A 24096-nucleotide genomic window follows, 5' to 3' on the forward strand; every position below is an offset into this window, starting at 1 on the left:
TGCTGCCGACGCCGGCCATGCCGACCACGCCGCACCGCAGCGTGGCGGCACCGAGACAACAGGGCACCCGGCGGTGGTTGCCCACCGGGTGCCCTGTCGACGTGCGCGGACCAGCTGCCCCGTGTCAGCTGCCTCCGCCTCCGCAACCGCCGCCTCCGCCTCCACCGCACGACGACCCGCCGCCGCAGGACGAGGATGAGCCACCGCCGCACGAGCTGCCACCGCCGCCGTCACCGCCGGCCCACCAGCTGCCGCCGCTCGCCCCGCCACTGCTCCGGGCCGTACGCCTGCGCCGCGTGCTGCTGCTGCCGCCCCTGACCACCGAGATGATCACGACCAGCACGAAAATGCCCACCAGAATGCCGAAGAAAGCCGGCATCGCTCTCACCGTCCTCTCGTTCCCCCGAAGCGAGACCCCCGCGTCTTCGCGTGACCGCTTCTTGCGTGGGAGGGAGATGCCCTCGGCGTCTCGGGCCCAAAGCAGACTTGAGGAACTCCAGAGCTTGCGCACAGGATGGCGACCATGAACGCACGCGCGCCCGAGCCCCGGCCCCTGCTCAACCGCCGTCTCGCGGAGTTCGGCACGACGATCTTCGCGGAGATGTCGGCGCTGGCCCTGCGGACCGGATCGATCAACCTCGGCCAGGGATTCCCCGACACCGACGGACCCGACGAGATCCGGGAGGCCGCGGTCCGGGCGCTGCGCGACGGGCGCGGCAACCAGTACCCGCCGGGCCCCGGCGTGCCCGAGCTGCGCACCGCGATCGCCGATCACCAGCGCACCCGGTACGGCCTGGTCCACGACCCCGACACGGAGGTACTGGTCACCGCGGGGGCGACCGAGGCCATCGCGGCCTCCCTCCTCGCGCTCGTCGAACCCGGCGACGAGGTCGTCGCGCTGGAGCCGTACTACGACTCGTACGCGGCCTGCATCGCGATGGCGGGCGGCCGCCGCGTGCCGGTGACGCTGCGGCCGCGCGACGGCGCGTACCACCTGGATCTCGACGAGCTGCGCGACGCCGTCACCGACCGGACCCGGCTGATCCTGCTGAACACGCCGCACAATCCGACCGGCACCGTGCTCAGCCGCGAGGAGCTGGCCGAGATCGCCCGGCTGGCCGTCGAGCGGGATCTGCTGGTCGTCACCGACGAGGTGTACGAGCACCTGGTGTTCGACGGCGAGCACACGCCGATCGCGACCTTCCCGGGGATGCGGGAGCGCACGGTCACCATCGGGTCGGCGGGCAAGACCTTCTCGTTCACCGGCTGGAAGGTCGGCTGGGTGACGGCCGCGCCGGAGCTCGTGGCCGCCGTGCGCTCGGCCAAACAGTTCCTGACCTATGTGTCGGCAGGGCCGTTCCAGTACGCGGTGGCCGAGGCCCTGCGGCTGCCACAGACCTACTTCGACGGGCTCCGCGACGACCTGAGGGCGAAGCGGGACCTTCTGAGCGCCGGGCTCGCGGACGCCGGCTTCGCGGTCTACCGGCCCTCCGGGACGTACTTCGTCACCACCGACATCCGGCCGCTGGGCGAGGACGACGGCTTCGCGTTCTGCCGGGCGCTGCCGGAGCGGTGCGGTGTGGTCGCGATCCCCAACGCGGTCTTCTACGACCACCGCGACCAGGGCGCGCCCTTCGTCCGGTTCGCCTTCTGCAAGCGGGAGAACGTGCTCCAGGAGGCCGTGACGCGCCTCAAGGAGCTCGCTAGCGGCTAGGACGGCGCATGTCACGGCCGACACGCGCCCCTTCGACCGACCGGGTAGGAACCGGCCCCGTCGGCCGGTCAGCGCGTGCGTGTGCGGCCGCGGCCGCTCATGGTCGGATTGTCCGACCCATGTGCGCGCCCGGAGGTGCACCCTGTCCGCCGAGACCTTCGACCGAGCAGCGGCGGCGGGCGCACGGCCCGTACCCCGCTGGCGTGCCGCACTGCTGCGAGCGGCACCGGCACTGGGCCTGTTCGCCGCGGCGAGGCTGACCGGGCTGCTGGTGATGGCCGGCTGGGCCTGGCACATCGAGCGCTCCCCGCGAGCCATCATCGCCCGGGCCTGGGACTCCGACTGGTACATGCTGATCGCCGAGCACGGCTACGGGCGCACGCTGTACTGGCCGGACGGCGCCGTCCAGAGCGACCTCGCCTTCTTCCCGCTCTACCCGGCGCTGATCCGGGCGGTGACCACCGTCCTGCCGGTGACCAGCGGGACCGCCGGGCTGCTGATCTCCTGGGCCGCTGCGGGCGCCGCGGCCTGGGGCATCTACGCCGTCGTGGAGCGGCTGCACGGACGGCGCACGGCGACCGTGACGGTGGTGCTGTGGGGACTGCTGCCCCACTCGATCGTGCTGTCCATGGCGTACACGGAGCCGGTGCTCACCGCCTTCGCCGCCTGGTCGCTGTACGCGGTGCTCACCCGCCGCTGGCTGTGGGCGGGAACGCTCGCGACACTCGCCGGTCTGTCGCGGCCCAACGGGATCGCGGTGGCGGCGGCGGTCGTGGCGGTGGCGGCGTACGAACTGGTGCGGGCGGCCCGCGGGAGCGAGCGGGCCGGGTGGCGCCTCTGGGCGGGCGCGGCCGTGGCCCCGCTCGGCTGGTGCGGCTATGTGCTCTCGGTCGGCTACCGCAAGGGCGATGTGCTGGGCGGGTACTTCGCCGTGCAGAGCGGCTGGACCTCGAAGTTCGACTTCGGGGTGGGGGCGCTGAGAGTGGTGCGGGACATCGTGCTGAAGCCGACGCTGTTCTCGCTGATGGTCGCGCTGCTGGTGGTCGCCGCGGCGGTGCTGCTGTTCGCGCTGCTCGTCCTGGACCGGCCGCCGGCCGCGATCGTCGTCTACACGGCCGTGCTGCTGCTGATCACGCTCGGCGGTTCGGGCTTCTTCGAGTCGAAGCCGCGCTTCCTGCTGCCGGCCTTCCCGCTGCTGCTGCCGCTCGCCCGCGCGCTGACAAAAGCCCGGCCCGGGACGGCGGTCGTGATGACCGTCGCCCTGGCCGGGCTCTCGTTCGCCTACGGGACGTATCTGCTGACACTGTCCCCCATCGCGCTGTAGCCGGGGCTCAGGCGTCGTCGGCGGGCTTCTCCTCGGCCGGCTCCAGGCCGAGCTGCTCGACGAGCCACTTGTCGAACTCGATGGCGGCGCGCACCCAGCTGACGGTGGAGGACACGAAGTGCTCCAGGCTGACGCCCGTGCCGGTCAGCATCTGCGCCTCGCCGATGAGACGGATGGTGGCGGGGGTCTCCTCCTCGTCGTGGAGGTGCGTGTAGACCTTGGGCCACAGGGTGCGGCGGTTCCAGTCGTCGATCACGTCGAGGATCTTCTGCTTGTCCTCGACGGGCAGCGGCCGGTCGTAGAAGGTCCGCACCGAGAAGACCTGCTGGTCGTCCTCGCCACGGAACATGAAGTACGTGCGGAATTCCTCCCACGGGGCGGCGAGGTCACCCTCGTCGTCGACGACGTACTTCAGCTCCATCTGGTCGAGGAGCTGCTTGACCAGGTCCTGGTCGGGAACGACGGGGCCCGCCGGTCCTGCGGCCTGAGGCTGGTTCTGGCCCCCGAAATTCGGAATCGAGGACGGATCGATGGTCACCGTGGATTTCCCTTCGTACGGATGTGGCCATCCTCCCCCATGCGACGCGGGGGCTGGCAACCCCTACCGGTGACGCGGCGCGATCTCCCCGCTCCGGGCCAAAGCCCGCAGCGGGGAGACGGAGCGGGGGCCGGAGCCCTCAGAGCGTCTTGCCGGCGGCCGGGCCGACGATCAGACCGTCCCCGACGCGGTCCACCCGGACCGTGTCGCCCTCGGTGACCTCGCCCGCCAGGATCTCCTTCGCCAGGCGGTCGCCGATCGCCGTCTGGACCAGACGCCGCAGCGGCCGGGCGCCGTACGCGGGGTCGTTGCCCTCGTCCGCGAGCCACTCCAGGGCCTCCGGGGTGATGTCCAGCGTGAGGCGGCGCTCCGCCAGACGCTTGGCGAGCCGCTCGATCTGGAGCTTCGCGATGCGGGCCAGCTCGTCCTTCGACAGGGCGGAGAAGACCACCAGGTCGTCGAGGCGGTTGAGGAACTCCGGCTTGAAGGAGGACCGCACGACCTCCAGGACCTGTTCCTTCTTCTGCTCCTCGCTGGTGAGCGGCTCCACCAGGTACTGGCTGCCCAGGTTGGAGGTCAGGACCAGGATCGTGTTGCGGAAGTCGACCGTGCGGCCCTGCCCGTCCGTGAGGCGGCCGTCGTCGAGTACCTGGAGCAGGATGTCGAAGACCTCGGGATGGGCCTTCTCCACCTCGTCCAGCAGCACGACGCTGTACGGGCGCCGGCGCACCGCCTCGGTGAGCTGGCCGCCCTCCTCGTAGCCGATGTAGCCGGGAGGCGCGCCCACCAGGCGGGCGACGCTGTGCTTCTCGCCGTACTCCGACATGTCGATGCGGACCATCGCCCGCTCGTCGTCGAAGAGGAAGTCGGCGAGGGCCTTGGCCAGCTCGGTCTTGCCCACGCCCGTGGGGCCGAGGAAGAGGAACGAGCCCGTCGGGCGGTCCGGGTCGGCGATGCCGGCGCGGGTGCGCCGTACCGCGTCGGACACCGCCTCCACCGCCTCGGACTGGCCGATGAGCCGCCGGCCCAGCTCGGCCTCCATCCGCAGCAGCTTCTGCGTCTCCCCCTCCAACAGGCGTCCCGCCGGGATGCCGGTCCAGGAGCCGACCACGTCCGCGATGTCGTCGGGGCCGACCTCCTCCTTGACCATCGTGTCGTGGCGGACCTCGGCCTCCGCCTCGGAGGCCTCCTCCAGCTCCCGCTCGACGGACGGGATCTCGCCGTACAGCAGCTTGGAGGCGGAATCGAAGTCGCCGTCGCGCTGGGCGCGTTCGGCCTGGCCACGCAGCTCGTCGAGCTTCTCCTTCAGCGCACCGACGCGGTTGAGGCCCTCCTTCTCCTTCTCCCAGCGGGCGTTGAGGCCGCGCAGCTCCTCCTCCTTGTCGGCGAGGTCACGGCGCAGCTTCTCCAGCCGCTGCTTGGAGGCGGCGTCGGTCTCGTTCTTGAGCGCCAGCTCCTCCATCCGCAACCGGTCGACGGCACGCTGGAGTTCGTCGATCTCCAGCGGCGAGGAGTCGATCTCCATCCGCAGCCGGGACGCGGCCTCGTCCACGAGGTCGATCGCCTTGTCGGGCAGGAAGCGCGAGGTGATGTACCGGTCGGACAGCGTCGCCGCCGCGACCAGCGCGGAGTCGGCGATCTGGACCTTGTGGTGCGCCTCGTAGCGCCCCTTGAGGCCGCGCAGGATCGCGATCGTGTCCTCGACGGTCGGCTCGGCGACCAGCACCTGCTGGAAGCGCCGCTCCAGCGCCGGGTCCTTCTCGATGCGTTCGCGGTACTCGTCGAGCGTCGTCGCGCCGACCATGCGCAGCTCACCGCGGGCGAGCATCGGCTTGAGCATATTGCCCGCGTCCATCGCGGAGTCGCCGCCGGCGCCCGCGCCGACGACCGTGTGCAGCTCGTCGATGAACGTGATGATCTGTCCGTCGCTCGCCTTGATCTCGGAGAGCACGGTCTTGAGCCGCTCCTCGAACTCACCGCGGTACTTCGCACCTGCCACCATCGCGCCGAGGTCGAGGGCCACCAGCCGCTTGTTCTTGAGCGACTCCGGCACATCCCCCTTCACGATCCGCTGGGCGAGCCCTTCGACGACGGCGGTCTTGCCGACGCCGGGCTCACCGATGAGCACGGGGTTGTTCTTGGTGCGCCGGGACAGCACCTGGACGACCCGGCGGATCTCCTGGTCCCGGCCGATGACCGGGTCGAGCTTGCCCTCGCGGGCCGCGGCCGTGAAGTCCGTACCGAACTTCTCCAGCGCCTTGTACTGACCCTCGGGATCGGGGGTGGTCACCCGTCGTCCTCCCCTTGCCGTCTCGAACGCTTCCAGCAGCTTCTTCGCCGACGCGCCCTGCTGCGCCAGCACTTCACCGGCAGCCCCGCCCTTGGCCGCGAGGCCGATCAGCAGGTGTTCGGTGGAGAGATAGTCGTCGCCGAGCTCCTTGGCCCGCTGTCCCGCGTCGGCGACGACGGCGAGCAGCTCGCGGTTGGGCTGCGGCGGAGCGACGGTGGACCCCGTGACACTGGGCTGCGCGGCCAGCAGCCGCTCCGCCCCGGACCGCACGGCGGCCTGGTCCGCCTCCACGGCGGCCAGCAGATCGGTGATGTTGGCGTTGTCCTCACCCGTGAGGAGCGCCAGCAGCAGATGTGCGGGGGTGAGATCGGGATGGCCCGCGGTCACCGCCTGACTGGTGGCGGCGTTGATGGCATCCCGGCTCTTGTTGGTCAGCTCGGCGTCCACGTGCGCTCTCTCCTCCTTGCGGGTGGGGGTGTTCCCTCAACACTGACTCAGCGAACTTGCACAAAGTTGAGTCTATTCCACTCAACCAGTCGCGCGTCACCGCGGCATGGCCTTCGCTCCGCCCGCCTGCGGACCCGGCCTAGCCTGGGGCCATGGCCACAGACGTATCCCATCTCAGTTCCGAGTACCTCGCGTTCTGGCGTGAACACCATCTCTGCACCCTCACGACCCTGCGGCCGGACGGCAGCCCGCACGTCGTGCCGGTGGGGGTGACCTTCGACCCGCAGACGGGGACCGCCCGGGTGATCGCCAACCGGCACACGCGCAAGGTGGCCCACGTGCTGGCGTCGGCTCCCGCGGATTCAGCGGCGGACGGCGCGCAGGGGCAGGGCGCCCGGGTGGCCGTCTGCCAGGTCGACCGCAGGCGCTGGGCGACGCTGGAGGGCCGGGCGAGGGTGCGCACGGAGCCGGACGCGGTCGAGGACGCGGTGCGGCGCTACGCGGAGCGCTACGGGCGGACGCCGAAGCCCAACCCGGACCGGGTGCTCATCGAGATCTCCGTGGAGCGGGCACTCGGCAAGGCCTGACCGGAGCGCCGGCGGGCCGGAGGCGCCGCGGCGCGCGGGGCGGGGGAAGCGCCGCGGAGCAGTACGGGACATGCACAGCGGCGCCATCGTGTTTCAGGTCCACGATGGCGCCGCTGTGTGGGGGAAGCGCCCGAGCGATTTACAACGACGGGGGAATCGCTCAGGCACTGCGGGGGGTGGCAGTGGTGGTGTCCGGCTCGACCATCTGGTGGTCTCGCTGGTCGAGATTGACGAAAATCATGCCGTAGCGGATGGCGCAGCGGACGGGCTGCGGCGCTCCACGGGGCCGGCGAAGGCACCGGTAGGCACGGACGTCCTCGTCCTCCTCGCGCGCCACGACGATCGGCTCTCCGAACAGGGTGACCATCAACGAGTCGCCACGGTGGGGGATTGCCGTGACGAGGTCGATGAAATGCCACCCCGATCGATAGGCCGTAGCCATCTCGCGCCGGAAGACCCGGTCGTCCGGGGGAACCGTCATGCTTCTGTGCTGGTCGGAGGGACGACTCCCCACGAGGGCTCACCGGGCGTACCCGACGCGCCTGCCGGAGCGGCCCCCCACGACGGCTCACTGATACCCGACACCGCGTCCGCGGGAACGATGCCCCACGACGGCTCACCGGGCTTACCCGACGCACCTGCCGGGACGACGCCCCACGACGGCTCACCGGGAGTTGCGGACACCGTGCCGGCGGGAGAACCGCCCCAGGAAGGCTCACCGGAGACCACCGAACCGAGCGCGGCCGCCGCTATGGCAAGGGCACAAAGAGCACGTAGCGTCCTAGACATGGGTGATCTCCACCTCATTTGATCATTCCTCCTCCCCCGCGAATAAGACGATGTCTCACTCCGAACGCTTGCACCAGCGACGGCAGGCATCATGTTCCTGTATTGCAGGAGCCTGAGGGGGTGCGTATGGCAGCAAATGAGGGCGAAACAGGACACTCTCACGCAGACGGTGAGCTGTGCGAAGCGGGGAAAAGTCTGTACATCACCGCCCTGCGCACCGGGCGTATAGCCCGGTCAGAGGCGGAACCCGCGCCGTGCCTCTTCGATCTCGCCCTTCTGCACCCGGATCCTGACGACGCGCAGTGGCTCCGGCCGGTTCCGCCGACCACCGCGCTGACACAGCTGATACACCCCATCGAGCGGGAGATCCAAGACCGCCGACGGCGAACTGTCGCTCTGACCGATGCTCTTGAGCCATTCATGGCGTTCACCGCTCAGAACTCCACCGTCCCACAGGGGATCACGGTCCTCGAAGGCCTCAACCGGATCAACACAACCCTCGACCAAGTCACCGCAGACTGCACCGAGGAGCTTCTCACGGTCCAGCCCGGCAGCGGGCGGCAACCGCACGTTCTGGAGAAGGCCCTGCGCAGGGTGGAACCGCTGATCGAGCGGGGCGTACGGATGCGCACGCTCTACCAGCACACCGCCCGCCACCACCCCGCCACACTCGCCTACATGGAGAAGGTCGGACCGTCCGGTGTGGAGGTGCGCACGCTCGAAGAGATCATCGACCGACTGATCATCATCGACCGCAAAGTCGCGTTCATCCCCGCGAGCAGCGACCGGCTGTCCGCCCTGGAACTGCGGCACAAGGGAATCGTCGAGTACCTCGTCGGTGTCTTCGAGCAGTTCTGGCTGCACGGCATCCCGTGGGAGGAGCCGATCTCGTACGGACCGGTCGTCGACGGCATCACCGGCGTCCAGCGCTCCATCGCGAAACTCCTGGTCGAAGGCCATGTGGACGAGGCGATCGCGCGGCGTCTGGGCATGAACGTACGGACGTGCCGGGCCCATATCGCCAAGCTGGGCTCGTCGCTCGGCAGCGGCAGCCGTGCCCAACTGGGCTATCTCATCGCCCGGTCGGGGATTCTGGAGCAGGATGCGGAGTCGATTCCCGTCAGCCGCTGACGCGTTCGGGGCGGTGCACAGACGACCGGAATCCGTCGCCCCGGGGGCCGGGGTGACGGATGGTGTGCCGGACGTGTGCATGCAGCGCCGGGCGACGCGTGTCGGGTGTCGGGCGGGTACGTGCTCGTGGCAGGCGGCGACCGGTGCGTCAGGTCGGCGCCTGCTCGCGGCAGGCGGCGACGATCTCCTCCAGATCGGCGACGGCCGCCGGCACTCCCTCGGTCAGCAGCACACCCGCCGGATTCAGCATCACCTCGTCCACCCCGGCGGCCCGGTACCCGGCGAGCGCTTCGGCGATCTCCCGCGGGGTGCCGGCAACGACGACCTGATGGTCCAGGAGCGCGGCCGCGCTCGCCGCCGGGTCGTGGGGGTCGACGGCGACGCCCGCGCGACTCAGCATCGCGGCGTAGTGCGGAGCCCTGAGGTGTTCGCCGGCCGCGGCGAGCGCGATCCGTCGGGGGTCCCGGCCGGGGCGGGCCACGGCCACATGGACGGCCGTCGCGATCCGGGGCCGTACGGGCCCGTCGGCGGCCCTCTGACGCCCTGCGGCGCCCTCGGCCAGCGCGGGGGCCAGCACCCCCTCGATGTAGCGCGGAGGGGTCATCCAGGTGATGGCCACATCCGCCACGGCACCCGCGGTACGTGCCATCCCCGGCCGCAGCACTCCGGCACCGATCTCGACGGGGGAATGGCCGAGCGGCAACAGCCCTCCGTGGAGCCGGTGGTAGGGCCCGTCGTGCTCGACCCGGTCGCCGTCGAGCAGGGCCCGCACCGAGGTCAGATAGTCGTGCACCGCCGTGCGGGGACTGGCGTACGGGCTACCGGTGAGCCCGGCCACGAAGCCCGGATTGCCGATCCCGTAGCCGGCGACGACGGATTCACCAGTGAGCAGGGCGAGCGAACGGGCCTGCAACGCGGCCTCGTACGGGTGCCGCAGCGGCAGCAGCGTCACCGAGGTGCCGAGCGGGACGTTGTGACCCATGCCCGCGAGGTAGGCCATGACCTGGTGGGTCTCCGCCTTGAACGACTGGCACAGCCACAGCCTGCGGGCGCCGGTGCGCTGCACCAGCGCGGCGAAGGGGGCGACCAGTTCGGGGTGGTCGGGCTGGAGCGGGTAGAGAACCGCGGGATTCATCGGATTCGTCGGGGAGTTCGGGGTGCTCATCGGCCTTCCTCGTCGTAGGTCGCGATCACGGCTCTCGACGGATCGAGGAAGTGAGCCGCCGCAGCGGCCACTTGGGCGCGGGTGACCTCGGCGAGCACACCGCGGTAGGCGTCCAGCCAGTCGAGCGGGAGTCCCGCCGCGGCGAAGCCGGCCAGCGCGCTCGCCTCCTCCGTCCGGGTGGCCAGGGCGAAGCGGGTGAACCCGGCGGCGTAGGCGCGGGCCCGCTCCACCTCCCGCGCCGTGGGACCGGCGTCGGCCAGCTCGCGCAGCACGTCGGTGACCTCCACGGCCGTCCGGGCCGCCGTGCCCGGGGCGCCGGAGCACTCGACCTCCAGCCAGCAGCCCGCGCGGTACTCGCGCAGTTCCGCACAGACCGCGTACGCCAGCCCGTGGCGGTCCCGCAGCCGCCGGGCGAGACGCGACGAGGCGTGTCCGCCGAGCAGCAACTGCGCCAGATGCAGGGGCGCGTGGCCCGGATCCGCCGCCGGCACCGCCGGTCCCGCGGTCAGCACCATCGCCTGTGCGGGATCGTGCGAGGAGAGGGTGACCCGGCCCGGGAACGGCTCGGCCCGCTCGAAGCGGGGCAGCGTCAGCCCGGACGGCCCACCGCTCCACCCTTCGAGGCGCTCCCCCGCAAGACGCAGCGCCTCCTGCGGATCGCGGTCCGACATCAGCAGCAGGACGGCCCCGTCGGGAACGACGGCGCGGGCGTGCAGCGCCTCGACCTCACGCCGGGACGGCGGGTCGTCGACGGGGGCGGAGTGGGGGCGGGTGAGCGGATGGCTGCCGAAGGCGTGCGCGAGCACCGAACCCCGCAGCCTCCCCAGCGGCCCCGGAGCCCGGGACGCACCGGCTCCGCGCCGCCGGGCCAGGGCGAGTTCGTCGTCCGTGTACCGGGGGCGCATCAGGAGATCGGCCAGCAGGTCCAGCGCGCCGGGCAGCCCGGGCGAGAGCACGCTCGTCGCCAGGACCATGGATTCGGCGGTCACGACGGTGCTCAGCTCCGCGCCCAGATCCGCCGCGCGGTCGGCGACGTCCTGCCGGGTGCGCGCCGGGCCGCGGGTCCCCGTGCCCAGGCAGGCGGCGAGGAGTTCCCGGGTGGCGGCGAGCCGGCTGTCGGCGCACGCGTACGGCAGGACGAGCCGGGTCTCGGCGAGCGGAGCGCCGGGGGCCAGGACGGCCACCAGGCGCAGTCCGTTCGCGAGGACGGTCTCGGCGGTCTCGCGGTTCACCGCGGCCCTCCTACGAGTTCGGTCACGGTGGGCGGGGCGGCGAGCAGCGCCCGGGCGGCGTCGGCCACCTGGAGCGGGGTCACCGCGGCCAGTTCGGCGGCGGGCGTGGCGGGGTGGCCGCCGAAGAGCAGCGCGGCGCGGCCCTGACCGACGGCCCGCGCGACGAGCGAGTCCTCCTGCCGGTGCGCGGCGACGAGGAGGGAGTTGACGGCACGACGGTGGGCGTCGGCGTCCACCGGTGCGCCGGCGACGGCACGCAGCACATCGCGCCACGCGTCGACGGCCTCCGCCGCTCCGACGCCCCGGGCGCACCTCATCCGTACGAGGACGACGTCGGGTGCGGCCGAGGCGAGCCACTGCCCGTACAGGCCACAGCTCATACCGGCGGCGGTGAACCGCGGATCGCGCCGGACCAGGCGCGGGAAGTGCGAGCGCGCGAGGACCTCGGCGAGGACGACGTGGGCGAGGTAGGCGGAGCGGGAGGTGACGGGGTCGGGAAGGCGGTGACCGAGGGCGACACCGTCGGCGGCGGCGGGCACAGACGTGGTGAGAGGGAGAGACGCGGGGTCCGTCGCGGGCCACGCGGGGTCCGTCGCGGGGAGGGCGCTCCGGGGCGGCGGGGCGGTCGCCGTCCCGTCCGACGCGAGCCGCACTCCCGCGAACAGCGCGTTGGCCTTTGCCGCCACCGCCGCCGTGTCGACGTCGCCCACGATCGAGAGGACCATCCGGTCCGCCGTGTAGTGGCGGCCGAAAAAGGCCAGGGCCTCCTCCCGCTTCGTACGCGCCAGTTCGGACGCCGTGCCGAAGCTGTCCCGGGCGCCGGGTACGACGGACGCCAGGACGGTGTCCCAGATCCGGCTGCCCGCCGTACCGCGGATCTCCTCGGCGATCACAGCCGTCTCGGTGCGGATGGCCTCGGCGGACGGCGCGAACTCCCGCAGCCGCCGCGCCTCCCAGGCCAGCACATCGTCGAGCATCGACGCCGGCACCGTCGTGTGGAAGACCGTGTGATCGCGGTGGGTCTCGGCATTGCACACCCCGCCCGCGCCCTCGACCCTCACGACATGGCTGTCCGGCGCGTCGTCCGCGGAGACGCCACCCTCGTACGCCTCATGTGTCTTGTACGTCTCATGCGTCTCGTACGTCTCCGAGCGCGGGAACATCAGGTGCTCCACCAGGTGCGCCATGCCGTGGCGGCCGGGCGGGTCGTCGTCGCCGCCCGCCGCCACGGTGAGCGCGACGGCCGCGAGGCCGCGCGCGTACGGAACGGACTCGACGACCAGGCCCGGGCCGTCGGCCGGCCGCTCGACGTGCGGGCTCACGTCAGCGGCCGGAACACGGAGACGCACATCTTGCGGCTGTCGCCGCCGTCGAAGGGCTGCTCACGCCAGCCCGCGTACCGCGCGGTCAGTTCCAGGCCCGCGATCGCGGCCAGCAGGTCCAGCTCGCTCGGCCACAGGTACCGCATGACCGTCGTCGCGGACCGGGGCGCATCGCCGTCCAGGAACAGGGTGTTCTGGAGCATCATGTTCTGCGACGCGGGCAGCACGCCGATGGACTCGATCATCACTCCGCGGTCGCCGACGGGGTAGGTGGTGACCTCGTTGCTCTTGCGCACGTGGTGGTCGCTGGGGTCGAACGTCTCGACCACCACCGCGCCGTCCGCCGCCGTGTGCCGGGCGATCGCGTGCATCAGGGCGATCTGCTCGTCCACCGCCATCGCGCAGCACAGGACGTTGAAGGGCGCGAGCACGACGTCGAAGGTCCGGCCGAGGTCCATGCCGGCGAAGTCGCCGCGCACCGGGGTGATCCGGCCCTCGGGGTCCTTCTCGGCGAGCCGGGCGAGCATGCCCTCGGACGACTCGACGCCATGGACCCGAAAGCCCTGGTCGGCGAGGGGAATCGCCACCCGGCCGGTGCCGACGCCCAGTTCGAGGACGCTCGCACCCTGCGAGGTGAGCGTGAGGAGGAACTCCCCGATGTCGGCGAGATCCGGTGTGGCGGGGTAGATGTCGTCGTACACCGCGGCGAGCGCGTCGCTGTAGGCGGTGGTGACGGCGGCTCCCAACCCGCCCGCCCCGAACCCGGCCATGTCCGCGGCCAGTCCGGTCGCCGGTTCAGCGGTCTCGGTCGTCATCTCGGCTTCCTTCGTTCGCGGTGAGGTTGTTCTCGGGGTGGAGCGGGTCGATGCCCGCCTCGGTGAAGGCACGGGCGACGCGCTCCTCCAGCGATCCGGCGCCCCGCTCGGCGTCGGACGTCGCGTGGTCCGCTGTCGCGTGGTCCACGAGTGCCGTTGCCAGCGCAAAGCTTCGGTGCTGGCCGAAACTCATCCCTCCGTGCCCCGGCCGCGGGTCCTGCGGGTCCCATGCCGCTGCCACTCCGGGCGCGAGCCGCCGGGTGAAGAGCGAGGTGCTCTCACCGGCCCCGAGCCCCGCGACAGCCTCGACGACGGCGGCCTCCGCCTCTTCGTGGCGGCCGTGCAGATAGATCACGATGCCGTCCCGGCGCGGGAAGTCGTCCGGGTCGGAGAGCGCCTTCGCGTGGTACCGCGCCCCGGTCCGCTCCAGCGCCGTGAGCGCGGCGGCCCACAGCCGTACCGCGCGGTCCGTGTCCGTCGCGTGCAGAAAGAGGCGGCGTACGGGACCCGCAGGACCGGGCAGGGCGTGGGAGCCCATGACGTAGAAGAAGCCGGGCGACAGCGCGGGACGGCTCGCCTCCAGTGCCAGGTCGACGAGCTGCCCGGGCTCGCAGGGGCCGGGGGTGAGCAGCCGGTCCGCGGGCACGCGGGCGGTGATCTCCGGGAGTCGTACGACGAGTTGGTCACCGTCCGGGCGGCGCAGCACCTCGATCAGCCGGCCGCGCACGGGTGTCGTGGCGTGCGGCACCCCGGCGGCGAGCCGCTCCTCGAGACCGGCGTCGCGCAGGTTCCGGCGTGGCGGGGTGTCCGTCTCCCGGCGGTGGGCGCCGTTGCCGGCGTGGAACTCCTCGTAGAGCGCGTTGCTGAGCCGGCCGCGCAGATCGCGCGGACTGTCCGCGGTCAGCGGCCGGCCCGCGACGGCGGCCGCGAGGCCGTCGGCGCGCACGGACACCCGGTCCAGGGCGGCGGCGATCCGCGGGGCCAACAGCTGTGCGGGCGCATCGGCGGTGAGGGTCATCGGGTGCTCCCGGATGGAGGGCCGAGCCGCAGCGTCGCGACGGCGGAGGCGGGGTCGAGCAGAAGGGTGCGGCCGATGCCGGCCGCCGCACGGGCGACGGGGTTGAGGACGGCGTGCGCCTGCGCGGTGGCGATCAGGCGGTCGTACAGATGCCAGCCCGCGAAGGCGACCGCCCGCTCGGCGAGCCCCGGATCGGGGTCGCGGCACTCCAGATAGCCCTGCCAGAACGCCGCGATCCGGGGGATGTGGCGGCGCAGCCCTGCCGATCCGCGCTCGACGATCTCCTCGTGCGTGAGGTCGAAGCCGAGGGCGGGGGCGTCCTTGTCGCCGGTCGGCGCGAACACCGAGTACGTCGCCTGGAACAGCCACTCCCCGGCGAACGCGCCCACGTCACGGGCGGCGTCGGCCAGCCGGAACTCCTCCCAGTCGCACAGATGCAGCGTGCCCTCGTGCAGGATGAACTGGTCGAAGCGCAGGTCGCAGTGGGCCGGTGTGCGCGGCGCCGCGCGCTCCGCCTCCCGCAGCCGCCGCAGCGCGGCGACGGCCTCCGCGTCGTCCTGGACGAGTTTCCACGCGGCGATCTGCGCCATGCTGCGGTCGCCGACCTCGCTCCAGGGGAACGCCTCCAGCCACCGCAGCGGCGGCAGCGGCGCCTCGCTCGTGTCGATCCCCTCCGCGCCCTCGGGGTCAAGGGAGTGCAGGGTGGCGACGGCCCTGCCGGCGGCCCGGCACAGGTCCTCGCCGAAGTCGCCGTCGAGGGCGGCCTCCGAGCCGGATCGCGCGCCGGGCAGCAGACGGTAGGCGCTGATCGCCGCTTCCTCGTGGGTGCCGAGGTGCTCGGGACAGCGGAGCGGGGATTGCGGTGCCAGCCCGGCGGCCAACTGCTCGAAGGCAAGAGCGCGTTGCAGTTCGGGGCTGGTGCCGTCGGGGCCGCGGGCCACGCTCTTGACGAAGACCTGTGCGCCGCTGCCGGTCGTACCGGCCCAGTTGTCGTTGCGTCCGCCGAACGACGTGAGCCCGTCGGGCACGAACGGCCCGAGGCCCAGACGCTCCAGCAGCTCGTTCACCTGCGGCGCGGCCTCGGTGGGCCGGTACCGCAGCAGTGCAGGCTCGGTCGTGGTGGTCATGACTCTCCCTGGGGGACCGCCCGGCGGCCCTCCTCGTCGATCAGCTCGGCGGTGAAGTCGAGATAGCCGTGCAGTTCGTCGCTCCAACCGCCGAAGGTGGCGAAGTCCTGCATGTGTGTGGCGACGCGCAGCACGGCGCACCGGCCGACGGCGACCGGGTCGGGGCCCGGGCCGTACGCGTCGAGAAAGCCGCGCCGCAGATCGTCATTGCCGAAGTACGGCATGGCCCAGGCGAGTTCGACGAGGTCGCCGAGCATCCACCCGAGGTCCAGTTCGGGCCGGCCCACGGCCAGGTCCTCGCCGGTCAGCAGCGCCACGCGGCCCCGGCTCAGGGGCGGTACCAGCGCGCCGACGGAGGCCCAGCCGTGGACCAGGTGTGTGCCCAGGACGGCGTCGTCCGCCCAGGAGGCCAGTCGTGCGGTCCGCCGCTCGCCCCACACGTCCCGGGCGTGCCCCCGCAACCGCTGTGCCGATTCCGGGAGCTGTTCCCCCGAGATCCACGCGGCGAGCCGTCGCAGCCCGGGCGGGATCCGCGGCGGGCCCGGTACCCGGACCCGGTGCACCGCCCGCAGGGTGCGGGCGGCCGACACCAGCGAGTGGGCGGCCAGCCGCCTGGCCTGCGGGCGGGGGTCCCGCAGCCAGGCGGCGAGGGAGGCCGAGCCGGCGGCCCGGTGGAGCAGCCCGTCGCCGTACGGTTCCGCGACAGCCGCGAGGGCGGCCCCGGTCCCGGGATCGAGGTGCGGTACGAGGGGCGCGAGAGGTGCGGTGAGCGGCCGGGCCGCGAGCGGTCCTGGCAGATGCCACCAGAGGAATCCGCCGGCAGGATCGCGCAGGACCCGGGTGAGCTGGAGATCCGTCCCGTACTCGGCGACGGGAGCCGCGGTGGTCACACGGCCGCCTTCGCCGTGGCACGTTCGACGCACAGGTCGTACAGCTCGTTCAGCGGCGCCGCACCGCCGTCCGCGGCCTCTCCCGTACTGGCGCTCTCGGTGACGATCGTGGGCGCGAGCACCACGCCCGGCCGGTTCCGCAGCACCTCCAGATGTGCTTGGACCACGGGGCTCCCCAGGGAACCGGGCGGAAGCGAGGGTGCGACACCCACGAGGGCGTCGGTGGAGTGGAGGGCCAGCATCAGCGGTGTGTCGGCGACACCGAGCGCGAACCTGCTCACGAAATTCAGGGTGGCGGGATGCACCAGGACGAGATCGGCCCAGCGGGCAATGTCCACATGCGGGACATCCAGCCCGGAGAATTCGTTCCAGTCGTCGACGACGACATCCCTTCTGGACAGGACGGAGACCGCGTCCCGGGAAACGAAACGGCAGGCGGACCGGGTGAGTGCGACCCGTATCTCCGTATCGGGAAGGGAATTGTTCAGCCAGTTGATCCAGAAGGGCAGAAAGGCCACCTGGAGCGCTCCCGTTCCGACGACGAGTACGCGCCCGAACCGGGTGTCCGGAAGATCCATGACGCCTCCTCGTGGGCTCGGCGGACGGGACGGGGCCGGGTCCGGCCGGCAGCGCGGGCGCGCCGGCCGGACCCCGAGGCTCAGCTCACGGCAGGCGTGATCAGCACTTCTTCTCGACGGTCTTCGCGGCGAGGGAGCCGAGCGCGGCGGCACACTGCTGCGAGGAGCGGGCGGTGATGATGGTGGCGCGGATCGCCCACGGGATGGTGGGGCTGAACGCCGGGGCGGCCTCCTTGCCGTCGTGCAGGCCCAGCTCCTCGGCCGAGGTGTAGGCGGTGTAGCCGTCGAACAGGTCCTTCTCGGAAACGTTCTGCATGAGAATTCCTTCGGTGGGTAATGGCCCTTGAGGGCTTGTCCGTTGCGGACAGATCGATAGTGGCCCACCTCGCGGACGCGGCACCATTGGCTGTTGCGGCAACGACCGTTGCGGCATTGCCGCTCGGGGCATAGCCGGTCCCGGCATAGCCGCAAGCGCCAATTCCCCGCGCACATATAGAGGGACTAGAAATACCGGGGTGAACACACCTGACGCAGAACAGCCTCCGGCCGAGCGGCCCGCGCTGCGCGCGCTGCTCTCGTATGCGCGGCCGCACCGCGGAGTCCTCTCGGTGGTGCTGCTGCTGACCCTGCTGGGCAGCGCCGCCGGCCTCGCCCAGCCCATGGTCATCCAGTCGGTCCTCACCAAGCTGATGACCGGCAGCAGCCTGCGCGACGACATCCTTCTCCTGGTCGGGCTGCTGGTCCTGTCGATAGGACTCATGTGGTCCCAGGCCTGGTTGAGCGAGCGCACCGCCGAACGCGTGGTCCTCCAGGTCCGCCGCGGCCTCATCTCCCGGCTGATCCGGCTGCGCACCGGCGAACTGGACCGCACCGAACCGGGCGGCCTGACCACCCGCGTCACGTCCGACTCCACGCTCGTGCAGCACGCGGCCACCGGCGGGCTCATCCAGCTCGTCGACGGATCGATCCATCTGCTCGCCACCATCGTGCTGATGGGCATCACCAGTCTGCCGCTGCTCGGCATCACCTCGGGTGTGCTGCTCGTCATCGGGGTCGCCATGGGTGTGGTCATGCCGCGCATCCGCCGGGTCACCACCGAGGCACAGCGCTCCGTCGGCGACATCGGCGCCGCCCTCGACCGCTCGCTGGGCGCCGCCCGCACCGTGAAGGCCAACGGCGGTGAGGCGAAGGAGACCGAACGGGCCACGGCGGCCGCCGAGAACGCCTATCGCGCCGGACTCACCGGTGCCCGCTACCACGCCATGATCGCCGTGCTCTCCGGCCTGATCGTGCAGGCGTCGTTCCTCGCGGTCATCGGCTTCGGCGGCGCGCTCGTCGCCACCGGCACCCTGGACCTGGCGGCCCTGATCGGCTTCCTGCTCTATCTGTTCAACCTGGGCGGTCCCGTGCTCTCCCTCGTCGGCGGAACGACCGCGCTCCAGCAGGGACTCGGCGCCCTCGCCCGTATCGAGGAGGTGCGCGGGATGGAGGCGGAGGACGACGTGGACGACCAGCCCGCCGCCCCGGTCGGCCCGCCGCCGCGGGTCACCGTCGAGAACCTGACGTTCGGCTATCCCGGGCGGACGCCCACGCTCGTGGGCACCAGTTTCACCGCGCCCGCCGGCGGCATCACGGCGATCGTGGGCCCCTCGGGCTCGGGGAAGACCACCGTCTTCTCCCTGATCCAGCGGTTCTACGACCTGGACGGCGGCAGCATCCTCCTCGACGGCACCGACATCCGCTCGTTCACCCGGGCCGAGCTCAGGCGCCGTATCGCCTATGTCGAACAGGACTCCCCGATGCTCGCCGGCACGATCCGGGAGAACCTCCTGTACTCCGCTCCCGACGCGAGCGAGACGGACATCGCGGACGTGCTGCGCAAGACACTCCTGGACGGCTTCGTGGCGGGCCTGCCCGACGGGCTCGACACCGCCATCGGCTCCCGCGGCCTCGCCCTGTCGGGCGGTGAACGCCAACGCCTCGCCATCGCGCGCGCGTTGCTGCGCCGGCCCCAGGTGCTCCTCCTCGACGAGGTCACCGCGCATCTGGACGGCCTGAGCGAGACAGCTCTGCGCAAGACGGTCGAACAGGCCGCGGAGGACTGCACGGTGCTGCTCATCGCGCACCGGCTGTCCACCGTGACCTCCGCGGACCAGCTGATCCTCTTCGAGGGCGGCCGGGTTCGCGACCACGGGCTGCACCAGGACCTGCTCGCAAGGAATGATCTCTACCGGGACCTCACCGCGACCCAACTGGCCGCGGCCCACTGAGCACCACCCGACACACTGTTGTGAACCGTCAGTTCTGACCACGCTGAAGGACCGAAGGACCCCCCATGAACGACACCGCCCCCACACCCGCCCCCGTCCAGGACGACCGCTTCGGAGAGCTGCGCGTCCGGCTGGAGGGCCAGGAATCCCTGCTGGTCGAGGGCGAGGCGATCCCCCGGATCACCCTCGACCGCGCGCCGGACTCGGAGAAGGACGACCACATCGCCATCGGCACCCGCGACCCCGAACAGCTGACCCTGCGGATCGACGGCACCCCGGCGAAGCTGACCCCGTCCAAGGGCCGTCTGACCCGGCGTTCGTACGCCGTGGACGTCGACCACGCGGGCACGTCGTACCGTCTGGTCCCGGACTCCGTCCCGAGCAGCCGCCTCGTCCGCGACGGCCTGCACATCGGCGACTTCTCCTCGGACGGCGACGGCCGGGTGATAGCGGAGTGGCGCGAGGACGCGAAGATCGAGCCGCTGGACGCGGCGGTGGGCTACGCCCTCGCGGCGGCCTTCGGCACGGGCGCCCAGCCGATGTGGATGATGGCGATCGACGCGGTGGCCACGGCCCTTCCGTAGCAGGGGACTTCGGGCGCTCCGGGGACGGTCCGGAGCGCGGAGCCGTCCGTGGCTCCCGTGGCCGGCGGGCTGTCCCGCACTCGGGCGCCCGAGACGCGAAAACGCCGGACGGGCGGGGAGGTCCCCGGCCGTCCGGCGTTCGCACGCTCAGCGCGCTCAGGCGCCCCGTCCCACCGTCAGACGCGGACGCCCCTGATGTCGTCCGCGTACAGGTTCGACACGAGCGCCGCCTCAAAGCGCGACTTCAGATTCAGCTTCCGCACGATGCTCGTCGTGTGCGCCCTCACCGTGCGTTCGGCGATGCCCAGCCGGCGTGCCACCCACCGGTTCTGCTCGCCGCTCGCCAGCAGGAGCAGCACCTCCAGCTCACGCTCCGTGAGCCGGGTGAAGTCCAGTACGTGTCGATCGGTCACTGATATCAAGGCTGCCTCCTTCATTGATCGTTCACCGTCCCCCGTCCATCGACCGGTCCGGGCCCTCGCAACGCCTTTACCGTTGAATTACCCTCTCCTTGATCACTTCGGTGGCTCGCGCAGCATCTGACCCATGCCCGGCGGGCCATCGGCAGGACGGCACGGGGGGCAACAGTGAGCGGCGCAAGCCTGTCCATACTCGGACTGACAGCCACGGAGGAGCGTGTCTACCGGCACTTCCTGAGGAATCCGGACACCTCCGCCGAGGACATCCATGTCCTCCTCCACGCAGCGCGCGAGGAAGTCGAAAAGGTGCTGGAGCGGCTCACGGAACTGAGCCTGCTGCGCACGGGCGAGGCCGGCGGGACCGTCGCCGCCGACCCGGAGAACGCGGTGGACCGCCTCACCGACCTGCGGCTGCGCGAACTGCACGACCAGCTCCGCCAGGTCACCCAGTCCCGGCATCTGATCGCCGGGCTGCGGGCCGAGCAGGACGCGCGCCCGCTCGTGACCCAGGGGGTCGAACGGCTGGAGGTCCTCGCCAGGCTCCGCGACCGGATCGACGACCTGGCCTTCTTCGCCCGCGAGGAGATCCTCTCCGTCGAGCCGTACACGGCTCTGACCCCGGAGAACATCGCGCACTCCCGGCCGCTCGACACCCGCTGTCTGCGGCGCGGTGTGCGCATCCGCAGCGTGGTGCTGCGCGAGGCGCTCGACCACCCTCCGACCGTCGCCTATCTGCGCGAACTGACCGTGCAGGGCGCGGTGATCCGCGTCGCCGACAGCCTCTCGGAGCGCATCCTCGTCTACGACCGGCAGACCGCACTGGTCCCCGTCGATCCGGTGGACACCGCCCGCGGCGCGCTGGTCACCCAGCAGGCCGGGCTGGTCTCCAACATCCTGGCGCTCTTCGAGAAGATCTGGGACCACGCGACGGATCTGCCCGCCCTCACGGACACGGAGTCCGCGCCGTCGGGCGTGCTCTCCGGTGTCGAGCAGCAGGTCCTGGAGGAGATGTGCCGGGTGGCCAAGGATGAGACGGGCGCCCGGAACCTGGACATCTCGGTCCGTACGTACCGCCGCCATGTGGCCGATGTGCTGCGCATCCTGGGGGCCAGCAGCAGACCTCACGCGGCCCTGCTGGCCCGGGAGAAGGGCCTGATCTAGCCACGGCGGGCGGCCGGCGTCACCAGCGCGGTCACACGGCGGGCGGCGGGTGTCGCGGACGCTGCCACACGTCGGGCGGGCGGCGTCACCAGCGCGGCCACACGCCGGGCGGCGGGTGTCGCGGACGCTGCCACGCGGCAGGCGGGCGGCGTCACGGACGCGGCGCCGTCTCCCGCCACCCCGGCGGTCCCTCCCTGAGCGCGGCCCTGAGCCGCTCCTGTACGACATCGGTTCCGGCTCCCCCCGCCGAATGGACCCGCAACCAGATGCGGTCCTCCTCCACCCGCTGCCCGCAGACCCAGTCCGCGGGCAGCATCCCGATGAGCCTGATGACGGCGATCTCCCCCGGCGCCGCGTCCGCGACGACGCGAACGGCGTGCAACTCGGCGCATCCCCCCGCCGCCGCGAAACCCCCTGCCCCCGCAGGCCCTTCCACCCGTGCGGGCCCGTCGGGCTCCGCGTGTACCCCTGCCCCCACGCCCCCTTCCGGTGCCGCGGGTACCTCCCGTGCCCGCTCGTCCGGCACCCTCACTGCCAGCCGTTGACGCACATCGCCACGTTGCCCACCACCGTGGAAAGGGGCTTCGGCAGGGGCAGCCCGCAGAGCTTCCCCGCCACCTCGACCGCCAGGCCCGACTGCCCGTGCACACCCTGACCGCCGGTGTTCCCGGCCCCGGCCGGTCCGGCCAACGCCTGGGCCGGCGCCGCCAGTGCGAGCACGGCCACGCCCGAGATCAGGGCCGCGGTGCTCTTTCTGGCAACAGTGCTGACGCTCATCGCTCATTCCCCCACAAACCTCGCGTGCTGACTCTTTCCTGCCGGCGAGTTCCAGCCTGCCAGCGGGTCCGGACGCACTCCACCGAGATCGCTGTCAGCTTGCTGCACCGGGGGGTCAGCTATATGCCAGCGGACAGCACGACGGCGGGGCCGGAGAGCGTGTCGCTCTCCGGCCCCGCCGGGTGTCCTGCTGGAAGGCCCCGTACCGACAGCTCCTGGCTGTCGGCCGCGGGCCGAACGGTCCTACTCCGAGGTCCGCTTGGGCCGCCACACCACCAGCGCGCTCGCCTGCTGCACATCCTGGTACGGCACGAGATCGCGCCGGTACGAGGCGTGCACCTGGGCCTCACGCTGCTGCATGGCCGCCGCCGCGCCCTCGACCGCCGAAGCCAGCTCGGCGACGCGGGACTGGAGCGCCGCGACCTGGTTCTCCAGTTCGATGATGCGCTTGATACCGGCCAGGTTGATGCCCTCGTCCTGCGACAACTGCTGGACGGTGCGCAGCAGTTCGATGTCGCGGGCCGAGTAACGCCTGCCCCGGCCGGGGGTTCTGTCGGGAGAGACCAGACCGAGACGGTCGTACTGACGCAGGGTCTGGGGGTGCAGGCCGGACAGCTGGGCCGCCACCGAGATCACATACACCGGTGACTCGTCGGTCAGCTGATAAGGGTTCCGGCTACGTCCGCTCCGGCCATCCATCTCATGCTCCCTTCGCGGCCTGGAACAGCTCGGCCCGCGGGTCCTCTTCCGCGGTGGCTTCGCGGTAGGCCTCCAGCGCTTCCTTCGCCTTGTCGCTCAGCTCCTTGGGGACCGCGACCTCGACGGTGACCAGCAGATCACCGCGGGTGCCGTCCTTGCGGACGGCTCCCTTGCCACGGGCCCGCATCGTACGGCCGTTGGGGGTGCCCGCGGGCAGCTTCAGCGTCACCGGCGGGCCGCCCAGGGTCGGCACCTTCACCTCGCCGCCCAGCGCCGCCTCCGTGTAGGTGACGGGCACGGTGATCGTGAGGTTGTCGCCCTTGCGGCCGAAGACGGGATGGGCGTCGACGTGCACAACCACGTACAAGTCGCCCGCTGGACCGCCCCGTTCGCCCGGGGCGCCCTTGCCGCGCAGCCGGATCCGCTGGCTGTCGGAGACGCCCGCGGGGATCCTGACCTGCATGGTGCGCGAGGAGCGGGCACGCCCGCTGCCCTTGCAGACCTCGCAGGGGTCCTGCGCGATGAGCCCGCGGCCCTTGCAGTCCACGCACGGGTCGGTCAGCGAGAACGAGCCGCTGCCGCCGCGCGAGACCTGGCCGGTGCCGACGCAGGTCGGGCACACCCGGGGTGTGCCGTTCTTGTCGCCGGTACCCGCACACGCCTTGCACGCCGCCGAACTGGACATCCGCAGCGGGACCGTGGCCCCGTCGACCGCCTCGGTGAAGCTGAGCGTCACCTCGGACTCGATGTCCTGGCCGCGGCGGGGCTGCGTCCGCGTACCCGCGCCGGTGCCGGCGCCGCGGTTGAACAGCCCGCCGAAGACGTCGCCGAGGCCGCCGCCGAAGCCGCCGGCACCTCCGCCCTGCGGCCCGCCCTGGGCGCCCCCGAAGAGGTCGCCCAGGTCGAAGTTGAAACTGCCGCCGGCGGCACCGGGCCCGGCCCGGAAGCCGCCGTTGCCGAAGAGGGCGCGCGCCTCGTCGTACTCCTTGCGCCGCTTGGGGTCGCCGAGTACGTCGTTGGCCTCGGAGATCTCCTTGAAGCGCTCCTCCGCCTTGGTGTCGCCCTTGTTGGCGTCCGGGTGGAACTCGCGGGCGAGCTTCCGGTACGCCTTCTTGATCTCGGCCTCGGTGGCGTCCTTGGGGACGCCGAGAACCTTGTAGTAGTCCTTCTCGACGAAGTCCTTCGTGCTCATCGACGTCCCTCCTCTCGGACGATCATT

The 24096-nt window shown here is 71.8% G+C and carries 24 protein-coding genes; 7 read left to right on the forward strand and 17 right to left on the reverse strand.

Annotated features, from left to right (window positions below):
- Positions 1-523: 523 nt before the first annotated feature.
- The gene (locus RPQ07_RS17585; RefSeq protein WP_313945097.1) at positions 524-1714 is read left to right on the forward strand and encodes a pyridoxal phosphate-dependent aminotransferase; all 1191 of its coding nucleotides are present in this window, start codon (positions 524-526) and stop codon (positions 1712-1714) included.
- A 121-nt stretch (positions 1715-1835) separates the two neighbouring features.
- Positions 1836-3038 (forward strand): glycosyltransferase family 39 protein, encoded by a 1203-nt coding sequence (locus RPQ07_RS17590; protein WP_313945098.1) that lies wholly within the window; start codon positions 1836-1838, stop codon positions 3036-3038.
- Positions 3039-3045: 7 nt separating this feature from the next.
- Here the strand turns inward: RPQ07_RS17590 and RPQ07_RS17595 are convergent, their stop codons facing one another.
- On the reverse strand, positions 3046-3576 hold the full coding sequence (locus RPQ07_RS17595) for a YbjN domain-containing protein (RefSeq protein WP_313945099.1): 531 nt from the start codon (positions 3574-3576) through the stop codon (positions 3046-3048).
- Positions 3577-3715: 139 nt separating this feature from the next.
- Positions 3716-6313: an ATP-dependent chaperone ClpB gene (gene clpB / locus RPQ07_RS17600; protein ID WP_313945100.1), complete on the reverse strand. Its 2598-nt coding sequence runs from the start codon at positions 6311-6313 to the stop codon at positions 3716-3718.
- Positions 6314-6465: 152 nt separating this feature from the next.
- Between clpB and RPQ07_RS17605 the strand changes: the two genes are divergently transcribed.
- Positions 6466-6900 (forward strand): pyridoxamine 5'-phosphate oxidase family protein, encoded by a 435-nt coding sequence (locus RPQ07_RS17605; protein ID WP_313945101.1) that lies wholly within the window; start codon positions 6466-6468, stop codon positions 6898-6900.
- Between the two features lie 160 nt (positions 6901-7060).
- Here RPQ07_RS17605 and RPQ07_RS17610 read toward each other — a convergent pair whose 3' ends face one another.
- Positions 7061-7381: a (2Fe-2S)-binding protein gene (locus RPQ07_RS17610; RefSeq protein WP_190120959.1), complete on the reverse strand. Its 321-nt coding sequence runs from the start codon at positions 7379-7381 to the stop codon at positions 7061-7063.
- Positions 7382-7815: 434 nt separating this feature from the next.
- Between RPQ07_RS17610 and RPQ07_RS17615 the strand changes: the two genes are divergently transcribed.
- The gene (locus RPQ07_RS17615) at positions 7816-8820 is read left to right on the forward strand and encodes a helix-turn-helix transcriptional regulator (RefSeq protein ID WP_313945102.1); all 1005 of its coding nucleotides are present in this window, start codon (positions 7816-7818) and stop codon (positions 8818-8820) included.
- Positions 8821-8968: 148 nt separating this feature from the next.
- Here the strand turns inward: RPQ07_RS17615 and lxmJ are convergent, their stop codons facing one another.
- From lxmJ to lxmA, 9 genes are all read right to left on the reverse strand, one after another.
- Positions 8969-9955: a F420-dependent peptide dehydroalanine reductase LxmJ gene (lxmJ, locus tag RPQ07_RS17620; protein WP_313948932.1), complete on the reverse strand. Its 987-nt coding sequence runs from the start codon at positions 9953-9955 to the stop codon at positions 8969-8971.
- 26 nt (positions 9956-9981) lie between these two features.
- A complete protein-coding gene (locus RPQ07_RS17625) occupies positions 9982-11217 on the reverse strand; it encodes a M16 family metallopeptidase (protein ID WP_313945103.1) in 1236 nt (411 codons plus the stop codon).
- The gene (locus RPQ07_RS17630; protein WP_313945104.1) at positions 11214-12539 is read right to left on the reverse strand and encodes a M16 family metallopeptidase; all 1326 of its coding nucleotides are present in this window, start codon (positions 12537-12539) and stop codon (positions 11214-11216) included. Before RPQ07_RS17630 ends, RPQ07_RS17625 begins: the two co-directional genes overlap by 4 nt.
- Positions 12536-13354, reverse strand: coding sequence for a class I SAM-dependent methyltransferase (locus tag RPQ07_RS17635; protein WP_313945105.1), 819 nt, complete (start codon positions 13352-13354; stop codon positions 12536-12538). Before RPQ07_RS17635 ends, RPQ07_RS17630 begins: the two co-directional genes overlap by 4 nt.
- Positions 13335-14372, reverse strand: coding sequence for a T3SS effector HopA1 family protein (locus tag RPQ07_RS17640; protein ID WP_313945106.1), 1038 nt, complete (start codon positions 14370-14372; stop codon positions 13335-13337). Before RPQ07_RS17640 ends, RPQ07_RS17635 begins: the two co-directional genes overlap by 20 nt.
- Positions 14369-15499 (reverse strand): class V lanthionine synthetase subunit LxmK, encoded by a 1131-nt coding sequence (gene lxmK / locus RPQ07_RS17645; RefSeq protein WP_313945107.1) that lies wholly within the window; start codon positions 15497-15499, stop codon positions 14369-14371. The genes RPQ07_RS17640 and lxmK overlap by 4 nt, the downstream gene beginning before the upstream one ends.
- Complete coding sequence (locus RPQ07_RS17650) at positions 15496-16389, reverse strand: hypothetical protein (RefSeq protein WP_313945108.1); 894 nt, start codon at positions 16387-16389, stop codon at positions 15496-15498. The genes lxmK and RPQ07_RS17650 overlap by 4 nt, the downstream gene beginning before the upstream one ends.
- Positions 16386-16967 (reverse strand): flavoprotein, encoded by a 582-nt coding sequence (locus tag RPQ07_RS17655; protein WP_313945109.1) that lies wholly within the window; start codon positions 16965-16967, stop codon positions 16386-16388. The genes RPQ07_RS17650 and RPQ07_RS17655 overlap by 4 nt, the downstream gene beginning before the upstream one ends.
- Before the next feature lie 100 nt (positions 16968-17067).
- On the reverse strand, positions 17068-17283 hold the full coding sequence (gene lxmA, locus RPQ07_RS17660; RefSeq protein ID WP_313945110.1) for a lexapeptide family class V lantibiotic: 216 nt from the start codon (positions 17281-17283) through the stop codon (positions 17068-17070).
- A gap of 199 nt (positions 17284-17482) precedes the next feature.
- Between lxmA and RPQ07_RS17665 the strand changes: the two genes are divergently transcribed.
- Both RPQ07_RS17665 and RPQ07_RS17670 read left to right on the forward strand, forming a co-directional pair.
- Entirely contained in the window at positions 17483-19237 is a 1755-nt protein-coding gene (locus RPQ07_RS17665) for an ABC transporter ATP-binding protein (protein ID WP_313945111.1), read from the forward strand.
- 65 nt (positions 19238-19302) lie between these two features.
- On the forward strand, positions 19303-19821 hold the full coding sequence (locus RPQ07_RS17670; protein ID WP_313945112.1) for a hypothetical protein: 519 nt from the start codon (positions 19303-19305) through the stop codon (positions 19819-19821).
- Between the two features lie 176 nt (positions 19822-19997).
- On the opposite strand, the gene RPQ07_RS17675 is transcribed toward RPQ07_RS17670, so the two are convergent.
- Entirely contained in the window at positions 19998-20234 is a 237-nt protein-coding gene (locus RPQ07_RS17675; protein ID WP_313945113.1) for a LuxR C-terminal-related transcriptional regulator, read from the reverse strand.
- A gap of 174 nt (positions 20235-20408) precedes the next feature.
- Here RPQ07_RS17675 and RPQ07_RS17680 point away from each other — a divergent pair, with 174 nt between their 5' ends.
- Complete coding sequence (locus RPQ07_RS17680) at positions 20409-21401, forward strand: helix-turn-helix transcriptional regulator (RefSeq protein WP_313945114.1); 993 nt, start codon at positions 20409-20411, stop codon at positions 21399-21401.
- Between the two features lie 151 nt (positions 21402-21552).
- Here the strand turns inward: RPQ07_RS17680 and RPQ07_RS17685 are convergent, their stop codons facing one another.
- From RPQ07_RS17685 to dnaJ, 4 genes are all read right to left on the reverse strand, one after another.
- Complete coding sequence (locus RPQ07_RS17685; RefSeq protein WP_313945115.1) at positions 21553-21783, reverse strand: hypothetical protein; 231 nt, start codon at positions 21781-21783, stop codon at positions 21553-21555.
- A gap of 146 nt (positions 21784-21929) precedes the next feature.
- On the reverse strand, positions 21930-22178 hold the full coding sequence (locus tag RPQ07_RS17690) for a hypothetical protein (RefSeq protein WP_313945116.1): 249 nt from the start codon (positions 22176-22178) through the stop codon (positions 21930-21932).
- Between the two features lie 243 nt (positions 22179-22421).
- Positions 22422-22877, reverse strand: a complete 456-nt coding sequence (locus RPQ07_RS17695) for a heat shock protein transcriptional repressor HspR (protein WP_313945117.1) — start codon at positions 22875-22877, stop codon at positions 22422-22424.
- Position 22878: 1 nt separating this feature from the next.
- The gene (gene dnaJ, locus RPQ07_RS17700) at positions 22879-24069 is read right to left on the reverse strand and encodes a molecular chaperone DnaJ (protein WP_313945118.1); all 1191 of its coding nucleotides are present in this window, start codon (positions 24067-24069) and stop codon (positions 22879-22881) included.
- Between the last annotated feature and the right edge of the window lie 27 nt (positions 24070-24096).

It is taken from the genome of Streptomyces sp. AM8-1-1, from assembly GCF_032229325.1.
Lineage (GTDB): Bacteria > Actinomycetota > Actinomycetes > Streptomycetales > Streptomycetaceae > Streptomyces > Streptomyces achmelvichensis.